Source organism: Bacteroides sp. CACC 737 (assembly GCF_013874375.1).
Classification (GTDB): domain Bacteria; phylum Bacteroidota; class Bacteroidia; order Bacteroidales; family Bacteroidaceae; genus Bacteroides; species Bacteroides uniformis.
The window spans coordinates 3,415,992-3,429,985 of the sequence record NZ_CP059408.1; the positions used below are offsets into that span (position 1 = coordinate 3,415,992).

Sequence of the window (13,994 nt, forward strand, 5' to 3'; positions counted from 1 at the left end):
GAAAATGGAAAGGTGAAAGGTGAAAATTTTCCGTTTCCCATTTTCCATTTTCAACTTCCAATTAATCATTAATAATATGAAGACCAAACTTTATACCTTTCTTCTCTCTTCGCTGCTTTGCACCGGTGCCCTGGCAGACAATGAGCCGTGGCAAAACCCGCAAGTCAACGAAATGAACAGAGAACCGATGCACGCCCACTTCACTCCGTTTACGAATGAAGCCAACGCATTGAAACAACGTGCCTTGCCCGCCGACGTACGGTTCGACGTTAATTCTGCAACGGAACGCCGTATCACTCTGGACGGCACCTGGAAATTTCTTTTTTCAAAGAACAATGACCTCTGCCCCAAAGACTTTCACAAGCCCGGATTCAGTACCCGCAAGTGGAGTAAAATTGAAGTTCCGGGAAGCTGGGAACTGCAAGGCTTCGATGCACCTATCTATACAGATACCCGTTATCCGTTCCCGCCCAATCCGCCCTACGTGCCTACCGACTACAATCCCGTAGGTGCTTATATCCGCGAGTTCACCGTCCCGGCTAGCTGGGGAGGCATGGACATCTTTCTTGATTTCGAAGGGGTGGAGTCTGCCTACTATGTATGGGTAAACGGCGAATTGGCAGGATATGCAGAAGACAGCCGCCTACCGTCGCACTTCAACATCACCCACCTGCTGAAGAAGGGCAACAATAAACTGGCAGTAAAAGTATTCCGTTATAGCGACGGTTCCTACCTGGAAGGCCAGGACTACTGGAAATACAGCGGCATCGAACGGAGTGTTTATCTCTACGCCCGCCCCCAGAGCCGCGTCAAGGACTTCCGGATGACAGCGGAACTGATAAACAACTACAAGGATGGCGAACTAAAGCTGGACGTATTCCTCCATCGGCCTAAAGCCGGAGAAACGGTGGAAGTCAAGGTAATGGACAAGGACAAGGTTATCTATGACCGGAAAAAGTCCATAACCTCTGCCACAGACACTTTGTTTACCCAGCAGCAAGTGTTCCCGAATGCACGAGCCTGGAATGCCGAAACACCGAACACCTACACGCTGGTAGTCAGCACCTTTGATGCACAAGGAAAACCGCAGGAATCCTTTACGCACCTTTTCGGCTTCCGTACCGTGGAAATGATGAACGGCATGCAGATGATTAACGGCCAGGCCGTCCTCTTCAAGGGGGTGAACCGTCACGAGCACGACCCGCACAAGGGACGTACCATCACCGTAGCTTCCATGATACACGACATCCAGCTGATGAAGCAGTTCAACCTGAACGGTGTACGCAACTGCCACTACCCGAACAACTATGCGTGGTACGAGCTTTGCACGGAATTCGGACTCTATATGGTAGACGAAGCCAACATCGAGAGCCATGGCATGATGTTCCACAAAGATGAGACCCTTGCCAACTACCCCGCCTGGGAGGTGCCTTTCATGCAGCGGATGAGTCGTATGATTGCGCGCGACCGCAACTACTCCGCCATCGTGACTTGGTCCATGGGCAACGAGTCGGGCTACGGCAAGCACTTCGAAACGCTGTATGACTATACCAAGAAGATAGATCCTACTCGTCCCATACAATACGAAGGGGGTGGCTACAACTCCAAGAGCGACATCTATTGCCCCATGTACGCACGCATCTGGAGGTTGCGCCAACACGTGAACCAACGTGATGCCCGCCCCATGATTCTTTGCGAATATGCCCATGCCATGGGTAACAGCGTAGGTAACTTCCAGGACTACTGGGACTTGATTTACAAGTACGACCAGCTGCAAGGCGGTTTCATTTGGGACTGGGTGGACCAGACGTTTGCCATCAAGGACGAGAACCAGCACGACATCTGGGCTTTTGGCGGCGACATGGGATTTGTAGGCGTCGTCAACGACTCCAACTTCTGTGCCAACGGCTTGATTGCTGCCGACCGCACCCCGCACCCGCACATCTACGAAGTGAAGAAGGTATTGCAATACATCCATTTCGAACCGCTCGCCTTCACCCCGAACAAGATAAAGGTCACCAACTGGCACGATTTCATCGGATTGGAAGGATATACCCTCCGCTGGGCAGTGGAATGCGACGGCAAGACCGTTCAGAACGGTGAGATGGATTTCCCCAAGATTACTCCCAGAAACTCTGCCAACATAGAATTGCCACTGAAAGCGCTGCCTGCCGACGGCAAGGAGTATTTCCTCACACTTCGTGCATTCACCAAGCACGAAGCGCCATTAGTACCGAAAGGACACGAGGTTGCCATCGAACAATGGGAACTGCCTTCCGTCCCGTCAGCCAAAACCGTTCAGCCGGTGGAGGGAACGTTGACCGTAAACCGCAACAACGAAGCATTGACCGTGAAAGGCAATAACTTCCAGGTAGCTTTCTCTACCCGAAACGGTGAAATGACAGAGCTGAACTACAACGGAAAGAATCTGATTAAGGAAGGGCTGCAACCCAACTTCTGGCGCCCGTTGACTGACAATGACATTCCAAACAGACATCTGATACGCTGCGGCACTTGGAAAAACGCTGGACGCGATGCCAAACTACAGCATATCGAAGTTGCGGAAGCCGGACAAACGGCTACTGTCACTGCGACCTACCGCATGGAAGAACAAGATGCTGATTTGCAGACTCTCTACAAAATCACTCCCGACGGCAAGGTTCAAGTAACCATGCACTTCACCCCCGGCAAGAAGCCATTGAGTGAAATGCCGCGCCTGGGCATGCGCATGATACTCCCTGCCGAATATGAAATGATGACCTGGCTGGGCCGTGGTCCGCAAGAGACGTATGCCGACCGCAAGACGGGAGCATTGATAGGCCTCTACAACGCCACGGTGTGGGAACAATTCCATCCGTATGTACGTGCCCAAGAGACGGCCAATCATTGTGACGTACGCTGGGTGGCCCTGCGCAATGCTGCCGGTGAAGGTCTGCTGGTAGTGGGCGAAGAACCGTTAAGCGTCAGCGCCTGGAACTTCCCTATGGAGGACATTGAATACCGTCCCTCGCAGATGGAGCGCCGCCACGGTGGAAGCATCCAGAAGAAAGATATGGTATGGCTCAACATCGACCACAAGCAGATGGGCGTAGGCGGTGACAATACCTGGGGAGCACAAGTTCATCCCGAGTACACCATCACTCCGCACGAATGGAAATACAACTTCACGCTCGCCCCTCTCGCACCGGAGGATGATGCGGCGGAACAAGCGCACAAATAACCGTTAAATACCTCATTCATATGAAATACAAATTTATACGCATACTCTGCTTCACATTGTTGGCCGCAGGCATCGCAGCCTGCACCCCCGGCATGAAAAGCACTACGGAGAAACGGTATACCTTCGCCGACATACTGGACATCTCCTACACTCCCGACACCCTGCACCGCTGCTACGGTTGGTTCACCGACGCCGGCTCGTGGATGGGCTTCACGCTGCCCGAACGGCAACAATGGGTCAACGGCTTCTGCGGCCCCTTCAGCCTCGATATGTTCCGCCGCCAGTGGATGGCACAGTCAGCCGCCGTCGTAAGCTTTGCCAAAGATACACAAGAGATTTTTGTTCCGGATTCCACTTGCTATTACCCCGGCGAGCTCTATATGTCAGCACATTCCACCCACGGGAGCATCACGCAACGGCTCAACTTCACAAGTGCCTCGACCGCCTTGCTGCGCATCGAAGCCGACACGGCTGAAGACCTGCTGCTCTCCGGTAGCCAATGGGGCAAAGACATCACCGTCAGCGTAGAACAGAACTCCGTCATCGCCCGTCATCCCAGTGGCGAAACCGTGACCGTGACCTTCACTCCTAATGTAGAGCTGGCCAAGACCGACAATAACTATACAGCCCTCGTCCGCTCTCCGCGCTACCCCGTCAACGTAGCCATCTCTTTCTTCACTTCCGAAAAAGAGATGACTGCCGGCCTGCAAAACCTGCCGGGCCTGCTCAACAATCCCGCCCCCGCCCTGCAAGCCAATGCCGAACGTTGGGAAGGTTACCTCACCAAGATACTGCGCAAGGACATGAAGCCCGAATATGACCGTATCGCCGTGAAAGCCGTCACCACGCTCATCTCCAATTGGCGGACACACCGCGGCGGATTGCTTCACGAAGGCATCATCCCGAGCCATGCCGTAGGCTATTTCGTCGGCTTTTGGGCATGGGATAGCTGGCGCTTCAGTGCCGGAACCGCCAAATTCGACCCCGAACTGGCCAAGAACAACATCCGAGCCATGTTCGACTACCAGCAACCGGACGGCATGATTATCGACTGTATCTACACTGACCCCTCCGAGAACAATGCCCGTGACAGCAAACCTCCCTTGGTATGCTGGGCTGTCGATGAAATATTTACCCATACGGGTGACACCGCCTTCGTTGCCGAGATGTATCCGCAACTGCTCTCCTATTATAAATGGTGGTACGAGAAGCGCGACCACAACCGCAATGGCATGTGCGAATACGGTGCTACCGACGGAACACTGGAAGCTGCCGCCTGGGAAAGCGGCATGGACAACGCCATCCGTTTTGACGGCGCCGTGATGCTGAAAAACGAAGGCTACGAGGATGCCTGGAGTATGGATCAGGAGAGTGTGGACTTGAACGCTTATCTGGCACTGGAATGCAAACTGCTGAAGAAGTTCTCCAGCCTGCTGAAGATACCTTTCGACGCACCGGACTACAGTAGCCAGGTAGCCGACTATTTCTTTGACAAGAACATCAACTTCTTCTGCGACCGCCGTCTGAAGGACGGTTCATTCATCGAAGAGCCGGGCTGCGAAGCCTACACTCCGTTGTGGACCCGGATTGCCACACAGGCGCAAGTGGACAGCATGCTGCCCATACTTCAAGATACGGCAAAGTTCTCCACGTATATCCCCTTCCCTACCATTGCCGCCGACAATCCCAAATACAATCCGCGCGGCTACTGGCGTGGCCCCATCTGGCTGGACCAAACCTACTTTGCCATTCGCGGACTGCGCAACTACGGCTACAACCAGCTGGCAGATGAATATACGCTGCAAGTCTTCGACCGCCTAAGCGGGCTGAAAGAGGGTGCTCCCATCCACGAGAACTACGGAACCCATACCGGCGGACGCCTGAAAGCTCCCCATTTCAGCTGGAGCTCCTCACATCTGTTGATGATGTACGACGATTACGGTAAATAAACCGAGTCTCTATATAACGGAACGGTTTGTTTCCATACAGCAAGACACTTTGTTTCAAGAGAAAGAAACAAAGTGTCTTGCTGTATGGAAACAAACTATTTTGTACGCTGAGGCAAAGTGTTCCGCTAAAGAGCACAAAAAATATGCTTATTACCGATAAACCTGCACCGGAAGCTCTCCACGCAAAGCTCCCAGCGCATTCAGTACCAATGCTTCCAATTCGTCTTCTCCGGGATAGACGTGAACAGGAGCAAGGAAAGACACGCGCTCCTGCAATCGTGAAGTGATGTACTCGGAATGTGCCATACCTCCCGTAAGCAGAATGGCGTCCACCTTACCATAAAGCACAACAGCAGCAGCGCCCACACACTTGGCTATCTGATAAATCATTGCATTCAGCACCAGTTCCGCGTGCTTGTCCCCCTCCTCTATCCGCTTTACGATGGCAGGAACATCTGTCGTACCCAAATGTGCCGTCAAACCGGCACGACCGGAAATACGCTTCTTCAGTTCCTCTTTGGTAAAACGACCGGAGCTGCAAACGTCTATCAGCTGCCCGGCAGGCAAGGTCCCGGCACGTTCCGGCGAGAAAGGACCTTCACCGTCCAGTGCATTGTTCACGTCGACGGCACGCCCCTTGCAGTGTGTCCCCACAGAAATGCCGCCACCCAGATGGCAGATAACCAGGTTCAAGTTTTCGTATCGGGTGTTGTGCTCGGCAGCATATCTCCGGGCGATGGCACGCTGGTTCAGGGCATGCCAAATGGTGATACGTGGCATCAAAGGCGAACCCGTAATGCGGGCTATTTCATCCAACTCATCCACTACACCGGGATCTGCAATAAAAGCCTGGCAACCGGGAAGCAGAGCTGCCAGTTCGGAAGCAATCAGGCATCCCAAGTTACATGCATGGCTGCGCATCGCATGGGCAATATCATCCAACATGGCGTCATTCACTACATAAACACCACCCGGAATGGGTTTCAATAATCCTCCACGCCCCACGATAGCGTCAAATTCAAAAGGGATTCCATTGTTGTCCAAAGCTTCCAGTACCAACTTCTTGCGGAATTCGAACTGGTCGATGATGCGGGGAAATTGGGAAAGTTCCTCCACCGAATGCCGGATGTTGAGTACCAGACGGGGAGTTTCATCCTCATAGACAGCAATTTTTGTCGAGGTGGAACCGGGATTTACTGCCAGTATTTTCATTGATTACGATTTACAAATTACGAACTACAAATTACTAATTACAATTAAGACTCTTTCACCCCGCTGGTCAGGCAAGCCATGGCAATGCTGTAATATTTGGACAAACCAGAATCGCTACGCGACGGTAATACCACCGGACATGAGGGTCCTTGCAGCAACCCGGCCATATCGGCATGAGAAAACAGAGATACAGCCTTATAAAAAGCATTTCCCGATTCGATGTTTGGGAATATCAACACATCCGCCTCCCCGTCAATCGGTGATACAATGCCTTTGATGTTACCGCTCGTCTTCTCACAAGAGGTCTTCACATCCAGCGGACCGTCGATGATGACATTGCCGAACTCTCCGGCTTCCGCCAGTTCCACAATATTCACATAGTCCAAAGAATGGGGGAATTTGGCGCTGACCTTCTCCGTGCAATGAATCAGCGCGATACGTGGCTGCTCTATCCCGAAATGGCGGCAAGTATGAATGGCATACCAAATCATTTCAATGCGCTGTTGAAGCGTCGGGCGGGGAATGACCGCAGCATCGGAGAAAAAGAGCAGTTTATCGTAAGTAGGTATCTGCATCACGGCCAGATGGGTCAGAATCTTTCCTTTAGGCAACAAACCATGCTCCTTGTCCAGAATGGCACGTAGCAAATTGTCGGTATTGATGATGCCTTTCATCAGGATATCTGCTCCACCCTCGCGTACGATACGCACCGCCTCACGTGCAGCCTCATCAGAATCTTCTATATGCAAGGTACTGACATATTGAGGATATTTCTTCAAGGTGGGATATTTTTCCAATATGGCAGAATCGCCAATCATCAGAAATTCCGCAATCCCCTCCTCCAAGGCACGGGATATGGCATATTCTGTATTAGGGTCATTGGCACAGACTACCGCAATACGTTTCCTCTTATTCAAGGTTTTCAGGTGGGCTGTTAACTGGGCAAAGTTCCGTATTGGTTCCATAACGTTAGATTTTTAGCAAATATCTAAAAAAATGTCGAGAAATGCAGCATTTATCCCGTTGAAATTTTATATGTTTAATATCATTTTGATATATTCACTACAGATGACACGAATTTGCACAGAACATATTCCCCTCTCCTCGCTCTCTTCTGTTAAAAATCCGTGTTAATCTGTGATATCTGTGGTGAATTATGTACTTTTGCCCAAAATAGATTGATAATATAGTATGGGTAGTCTTATTTTCCCTCCGTATCTGCAGGAAGGTGACCGTGTCATTATTCTCTCCCCTTCCAGCAAGATTGACAAATCTTTCCTGAAAGGCGCCTACAAACGTTTGAAGTCCTGGGGGCTGGAAGTCGTATTCGCAAAGCATGCGGGGAGTTCCAACGGAACGTATGCAGGAAGTATCCGGCAACGCCTCGAAGACCTGCAGGAAGCCATGGACGATGAAGAAGCCAAAGTCATATTCTGTAGCCGGGGCGGTTACGGAGCCGTGCATCTGATAGGCAAACTGGATTTTACCAAGTTCAGGCAGCATCCCAAATGGCTCATCGGATTCAGTGACATCACCGCCCTCCATAATCTGTTCCAGCAGAACGGCTTCGCGTCGTTGCACGCCCCCATGGCGCGCCATCTCACAGTAGAACCGGAAGACGACTTCTGCACACAAGCACTGAAGGATGTACTGTTCGGGCAGGCATTGGGAGGAACGGAAGCATTCAGTTATGTCTGCCCGGGGCACAAACTAAATCATAAAGGAAAGGGAAAAGGCGTGTTGCGCGGCGGCAATTTGTCAGTGTTCTACGGGCTGCGCGGCACTCCGTACGACATTCCCGCCGAAGGCACCATTCTCTTCATCGAAGATGTGGGAGAACGCCCGCATGCGGTGGAACGCATGATGTACAATCTCAAACTGGGCGGTGTCCTCGACAAGCTTTCCGGCCTCATCATCGGACAATTCACCGAATACGAGGAGAACAAGTCCCTGGGAAAAGACCTATATGGTGCATTGGCCGATTTGGTGAAGGAATACGATTATCCGATATGTTTCGATTTTCCCGTCGGACATGTCAGCATGAACGTACCGTTGATAAACGGTGCTGCGGTAACATTGGAAGTTGGAAAGAAAGAAGTGAAACTAAGTTTTAATACAGAAAGAGAATGAAACGGAATTATACATTCATCCCGTTGCTGCTGTTGCTGATTGTAGCGATAGTGGCATGCAGCAACAACAGCAGCAAGTCTGCAGCCGATAATAACAGTGAGGGCGATGCGACCCAAGCGACTGTCCAAGTGCCTCAGTTCAGTGCAGACAGTGCATACCAATACATACAGACCCAAGCGGATTTTGGTCCGCGCGTGCCCAACACCGCCGCCCACAAAGCCTGCGGAGAATTCCTTGCCAAGAAGCTGGAGGAATTCGGCGCCAAAGTATACAACCAGTATGCCGACCTGGTGGCTTACGACAACACCATCCTGAAGGCGCGCAATGTTATCGGCGCCTATAATCCGGAAAGCAAAAGGCGTGTACTGCTCTGTGCCCATTGGGACAGCCGCCCTTATGCCGACCAGGATGCTGACAAGACGAAGCATCACAGCCCCATCCTGGGTGTGAACGATGGAGCCAGCGGTGTAGGCGTATTGCTCGAAGTGGCCCGCCAACTGCAACAGCAGGCTCCAGCCATCGGTATCGACATCATCTTCTTTGACGCCGAAGACTATGGCATCCCCTACTTCTATCAAGGTGCATACAAGAACGACACTTGGTGCCTGGGCTCGCAATATTGGGGACGAGTACCCCATGTAGACGGTTATAATGCCCGCTACGGCATCCTGCTTGACATGGTGGGCGGAAAGAATGCCACCTTCTACAAAGAACAGTTCTCTCAAAGAACCGCCGGTAAGTACGTGAACAAGATATGGAACACAGCCCACCGCCTGGGCTTCGGCAACTTCTTCCCCAAAGAAAAAGGCACCGAAGTGACGGACGACCATATGTATGTATACAACCTGCGGCAGATTCCCTGCGTGGACATCATCAACTATGACCCGAACTGCGACACCGGCTTCGGTGACTTCTGGCACACGATAGACGACACCATGGACATCATCGATAAGGGCACTCTCAACGCCGTGGGACAGACCTTGCTGGAAGTCATCTACAATGAGAAATAGACCATCAAATAGTAAATCGTAAATAGTAAAATAGTAAATCCCATGATAAGTATCAACGAAGTACAAGATGAAGTAATTGCCGAATTCAATGATTTCGACGATTGGATGGACCGGTACCAACTTCTTATTGATTTAGGAAACGAGCAGGAACCGCTCGACGAAAAATACAAGACGGAACAAAACCTGATTGAAGGTTGCCAGAGCCGCGTATGGCTGCAGGCAGACGAAGTGGACGGAAAAATTATTTTCCAGGCCGAAAGCGACGCACTGATTGTGAAAGGAATCATTTCACTGCTTATCAAAGTACTCTCCGGGCACACACCGGATGAGATACTGAATGCCGACCTCTATTTCATTGATAAAATAGGACTGAAGGAACACTTGTCGCCCACCCGTAGCAACGGACTGCTGTCCATGGTAAAGCAGATGCGAATATATGCGTTGGCCTTCAAAGCGAAAGGCATCTAAAGGTTACGACCGACAATATATAAACTAATAATCAGCAGATTATATTTACCGGATGTTTACCCTATAATGTAAAAGCCGTTACTCCAGAATGTAACGGCTTTTACATTATGAAGTAACGACGTTTACCATAGTATGTAAAGGCGTTTACTGTAGTATGTAAACGGAGTTTCTTAAGGCGGTAAGCATTTCAACCTCTACTTGCGCCTTCTTCTCCCCATTTATCCCTCCTTAAACTCCAGTATATCCCCCGGCTGGCAATCGAGTTCCTTGCAGATTGCTTCCAGTGTAGAGAAACGGATGGCCTTAGCCTTTCCGGTTTTGAGAATAGAGAGATTGGCAGGCGTAATATCAATCTTCTCCGCCAGTTCGCCCAAAGATATCTTTCTTCGGGCCATCATTATGTCAAGGTTTACTATAATCATATAATTGTGTTCTATTTATCAATTATTCTTTTCCCACTCACACCTAAATAGTCAAGTCCTGTTCTTCCTTTATCTTCACCCCGGCGGCAAATATCTCGGTGAAAAGAATTATAATAACCAGAGATGTGAAATCCGTATCATGCGATGCAACCACTTCATAGCCCAGCAGAGCCACTTGCTTCACTGCTTCAAGATGATTCAGCCAATCGTGCAAAGTCATCAAGCCGTACAATGCAGCAAACGAATAAGTAAAGAAACGCAACCGGGCTACATTATCCGAAGTAAACACTTCTCGCTTTGAGATGGATACCAGCAAACGTATCAGGCAATAGATTCCTACAAAGAAAGGAATGATGGCAAACATGGCAAAGAAGTTCACTATGGAACTCCAGACAGTGGGGACAATCACAGTGCCTATTCTCTTTACCTGATAAGGTACTGACTTATCGGCAAAACGATTCGTCAAGGAATCGACTGCTGTCGTTTCCAAAGGTCTTACATCCACATATACCTTATCAAATAGACCGGAATACTCCGGCTGTGGAGTTCCCGAATGCACACTTACACTATTGTAACCCTCAAGAAAACTATTCTTCATATCCACCCAGCCCGCTATCATCGCATAAGCAAACTCTGCAACAATGACCAATATAGCCAGGATACCCAATATACTTATCTTTTTCATAATCCTCCCCCCACATTAAACCGTTAAATCCTGCTCTTCCTTTATCTTCACGCCGATGGCGAATATCTCGGTGAAAAGAGCTAATATCAAAAAATAAAACCAAGGATATTTAAGCCAATAAGACTCTATTTCATAACCGGCCAAATGAATCTGAGAAACGACATCACAATATTGACAATACTGTTTCAGTTCAAGAAGTATTCCCATAAGAATGATTGTATAAATAAAAACACGCATACGAAATACATTATCACGAATAAACACTTCCCGACGGGTTACAGCCATAACCATCTTTATCAAACAGAAAAAACCATACAAGCCGGCAAATGCCACAGGAAACATCAGAATATTCAATACAACACCCCAAACGGACTCTTCCACTTGTGTCTCCAGGGTTTCAATACAATACGGAATATTCCGCTTTGCCACACTATTAAAAAGAGAATCTGCTATCAAAGTCTCATCAGCCTTCACTGCAACATTTACAGTAGAGAAGTCAAACTCCCGACTGTCTCCTGCTTGATTCCAGCCATCAACCGCACCTTCAATTCCACCTTTCAAACCAGTAAATACTAATGCTACAATAACTAATATTGCCAATATCTGAATCTTTTTCATTATTGTATCTCCTTTCATTAAATCGTCAAGTCCTGCTCTTCCTTCATCTTCAACCCAATGGCAAACACTTCACCTACAATCAGCGAACAAAGCCCAAGTACCAGCGTGGTAGTGCTCACCAATTCTGAGAGGCTCAGCTCGTAACCATGCAGCGAGAATACGGTATCGATACCTATAAAATCAAGATATGATGACGCAAAGGTACAGCAGAAGCTGACAACCAGTGCCATTCCCAACCGACGCAGCCGACGTACATTCCGCCAGTTGAAGATGTCGGACTTGTTGATAGAGATTATCAAGCGGATAAACAATACTACCGCCCAAAGGGAAAAGCCCAAATGCAGATATATCAGCAAATACTTTGCCACCACTTTCCCGACAGAATCATGAGAATCTACGCTGACCATCAACGAAGAGTAGGCTGCAGGCACATAACTCCTGCTTTTCTCATTGTAGACGGAATCCCTGAAGAAATCAAACGACTCCATGGAAGAAGGTATCAGGTTGACAACCTTCAGGTTCATCAGTTCCTTGTAGGCAGCAATGTCACTCCCTTTCTTTCCCAGCTCCAGTCCGGTCTGCGCCCCCATCTTGGCTCCCAGAAAGATATAGTACCCCTGCTCCAATACCGAGTAACTCAGTACAAGCATTACCACCAGGCAGAGAATGTTCAATCTTCTTTTCATAATTCAGTTGTTGTTGTATTAGTATCAGATATATTATATTTATTCAGTTGTTTCAAGGAGAGTAGAAGCAACAATATGAAAACCACTGCCCCAACCAGTACATACGGGTTACTCAGCAGATGTGTCACATCCTCCATTTCAGGATGTTTCAGGCTCAGATAGACAGACAAGCCATTGTTCATGATGTGTATCAGAATACATGCCATCAGACTCCGTGTCTTATAATAAAGCCAGGCAAGCAAGAAACCGATGAAGCAAGCACCTATTATCTGAGCCGGATTCAGATGAAAGATACCAAATATCAACCCGGAAAACAAGATAGCCTTTGCCGGGCTATATCTGCGAAGCAGCTCCTTGGTAATGGCACCACGGAAAAGCAGTTCTTCCAGTACGGGTCCCAAAACAGAAATACAGAGAATACCCAGCCAACCGGATTGCAGTATATCAAATGTCTGGTCCAACAAATTGGGCAAAAAAGTAAGTTCGGACATCAGAAGACCTATTATACATATGGAAGTCATTCCGGCAAGCAGGCTCCATGCCAGATAAGGGACTGACACCGGAGAATACAGATGCTTGTCTCCCGTCAGGTAGTTCTTACGCCACAAGTACAACCCCATGAAAACGAAACCCAGCAACATGGTAGGTGCCACAGCAATCTCTCCCGCCTTGCCCGCGTCAAAAGCACCATAAGCGAAATACGTATACAGCAGACAGAAAGGTCCTGCAAACAGTGCTCCTACAATCTGCATCAAAAAGTAAATCAATACTAGTTTTATTGCCGTTTTCATTGTTCTATTCGTCTAAAAGTTCGCAAAGATACACATTTTCTCTGTCAATCCGTCAAGCTGTGGCAACAAGTCCCATCAGCAGCACCATCACTGTAGAAAGTGACAATACCAATAGTGTAATACTCATGAATGCTCTTCTCATAACCTAAACCCCTCCCTCATTCTATATTGTTCTTCATTTATTTCACTGCCAGAAGCAATACGTCTTCCTCCGCAGTGGCATGTTCCACCAACAGATTCCAGTCGTTGTCCTTCTTACTCCATTTGTAACTCAAGTAGTTGATGTCATCTCCCGCCTGCAGATAAACAGCTTTTTCTTTCACATCGGAGTAGGCATTCGTCTTGTTGTCCCACAAGGCATATTCCACATCCGTACCGGCTTCCGTATAATTGTAGTTCAAGCAATAGAAGCGTTCAAACGCCTGCTCAATCTCGTTCCATTTCAACGCTTCCTTCTGTATCGTACGCCCTTGGGCATCATAGTTGAAATTGTATTTCAAATGGTTCTGCAGAAACTTACCGTTCTCTACTTTATATACAATCTGGGACTCCACCTGATTTCCGTTCATCACTTCATTATAGGCAAAGTTTTCCTGGATATTACCACCAAAAGCATTTATCACTACTGTCACTACAAAAATTGTTGTCATTACTAAAGTTTTCATACCGTTATTGTTTTATTAATTCTTTATTTTGTTTTTCGATAATCATTTATCGTTTTTCGATATGCAAATAAAAGACCTTTTTTTGATATGACAAAGAAAAACAGAAAATATTTATCGAAAAACAATAAAAAAAACGTG

General features: G+C 48.5%; 13 protein-coding genes. 5 read left to right on the top strand and 8 right to left on the bottom strand.

Annotated elements, in window-relative coordinates:
* Window positions 1-76: 76 nt before the first annotated feature.
* Window positions 77-3,220 (top strand): glycoside hydrolase family 2 TIM barrel-domain containing protein, encoded by a 3,144-nt coding sequence (locus tag H1A11_RS14390; protein ID WP_181757366.1) that lies wholly within the window; start codon window positions 77-79, stop codon window positions 3,218-3,220.
* 20 nt (window positions 3,221-3,240) lie between these two features.
* The gene (locus H1A11_RS14395; RefSeq protein ID WP_181757367.1) at window positions 3,241-5,169 is read left to right on the top strand and encodes a trehalase family glycosidase; all 1,929 of its coding nucleotides are present in this window, start codon (window positions 3,241-3,243) and stop codon (window positions 5,167-5,169) included.
* A gap of 150 nt (window positions 5,170-5,319) precedes the next feature.
* On the opposite strand, the gene buk is transcribed toward H1A11_RS14395, so the two are convergent.
* Together buk and H1A11_RS14405 are read right to left on the bottom strand one after the other, a co-directional pair.
* Complete coding sequence (gene buk, locus H1A11_RS14400; protein WP_117600191.1) at window positions 5,320-6,381, bottom strand: butyrate kinase; 1,062 nt, start codon at window positions 6,379-6,381, stop codon at window positions 5,320-5,322.
* Between the two features lie 44 nt (window positions 6,382-6,425).
* On the bottom strand, window positions 6,426-7,346 hold the full coding sequence (locus H1A11_RS14405) for a phosphate acyltransferase (RefSeq protein ID WP_117600190.1): 921 nt from the start codon (window positions 7,344-7,346) through the stop codon (window positions 6,426-6,428).
* A 226-nt stretch (window positions 7,347-7,572) separates the two neighbouring features.
* Here H1A11_RS14405 and H1A11_RS14410 point away from each other — a divergent pair, with 226 nt between their 5' ends.
* The 3 genes from H1A11_RS14410 to H1A11_RS14420 are packed head-to-tail and all read left to right on the top strand — an operon-like array spanning window position 7,573 to window position 9,989.
* Window positions 7,573-8,511: an LD-carboxypeptidase gene (locus tag H1A11_RS14410; protein ID WP_181757368.1), complete on the top strand. Its 939-nt coding sequence runs from the start codon at window positions 7,573-7,575 to the stop codon at window positions 8,509-8,511.
* A complete protein-coding gene (locus tag H1A11_RS14415) occupies window positions 8,508-9,521 on the top strand; it encodes a M28 family peptidase (RefSeq protein ID WP_130080317.1) in 1,014 nt (337 codons plus the stop codon). The genes H1A11_RS14410 and H1A11_RS14415 overlap by 4 nt, the downstream gene beginning before the upstream one ends.
* 45 nt (window positions 9,522-9,566) lie before the next feature.
* Window positions 9,567-9,989, top strand: a complete 423-nt coding sequence (locus H1A11_RS14420) for a SufE family protein (RefSeq protein WP_181758098.1) — start codon at window positions 9,567-9,569, stop codon at window positions 9,987-9,989.
* 218 nt (window positions 9,990-10,207) lie between these two features.
* On the opposite strand, the gene H1A11_RS14425 is transcribed toward H1A11_RS14420, so the two are convergent.
* From H1A11_RS14425 to H1A11_RS14450, 6 genes are all read right to left on the bottom strand, one after another.
* A complete protein-coding gene (locus H1A11_RS14425) occupies window positions 10,208-10,411 on the bottom strand; it encodes a helix-turn-helix transcriptional regulator (protein ID WP_005830522.1) in 204 nt (67 codons plus the stop codon).
* 43 nt (window positions 10,412-10,454) lie between these two features.
* Window positions 10,455-11,096: a DUF2975 domain-containing protein gene (locus H1A11_RS14430; RefSeq protein WP_119961391.1), complete on the bottom strand. Its 642-nt coding sequence runs from the start codon at window positions 11,094-11,096 to the stop codon at window positions 10,455-10,457.
* A gap of 15 nt (window positions 11,097-11,111) precedes the next feature.
* Complete coding sequence (locus H1A11_RS14435; RefSeq protein ID WP_034529397.1) at window positions 11,112-11,714, bottom strand: DUF2975 domain-containing protein; 603 nt, start codon at window positions 11,712-11,714, stop codon at window positions 11,112-11,114.
* A 17-nt stretch (window positions 11,715-11,731) separates the two neighbouring features.
* Window positions 11,732-12,400 carry a DUF2975 domain-containing protein gene (locus H1A11_RS14440; protein ID WP_005830532.1) on the bottom strand — a complete coding sequence of 223 codons (669 nt, stop codon included), beginning with the start codon at window positions 12,398-12,400 and terminating at the stop codon, window positions 11,732-11,734.
* Window positions 12,397-13,191 (bottom strand): CPBP family intramembrane glutamic endopeptidase, encoded by a 795-nt coding sequence (locus tag H1A11_RS14445; protein ID WP_181757369.1) that lies wholly within the window; start codon window positions 13,189-13,191, stop codon window positions 12,397-12,399. The genes H1A11_RS14440 and H1A11_RS14445 overlap by 4 nt, the downstream gene beginning before the upstream one ends.
* Before the next feature lie 179 nt (window positions 13,192-13,370).
* On the bottom strand, window positions 13,371-13,856 hold the full coding sequence (locus H1A11_RS14450; RefSeq protein WP_181757370.1) for a DUF3836 domain-containing protein: 486 nt from the start codon (window positions 13,854-13,856) through the stop codon (window positions 13,371-13,373).
* Window positions 13,857-13,994: the final 138 nt, after the last annotated feature.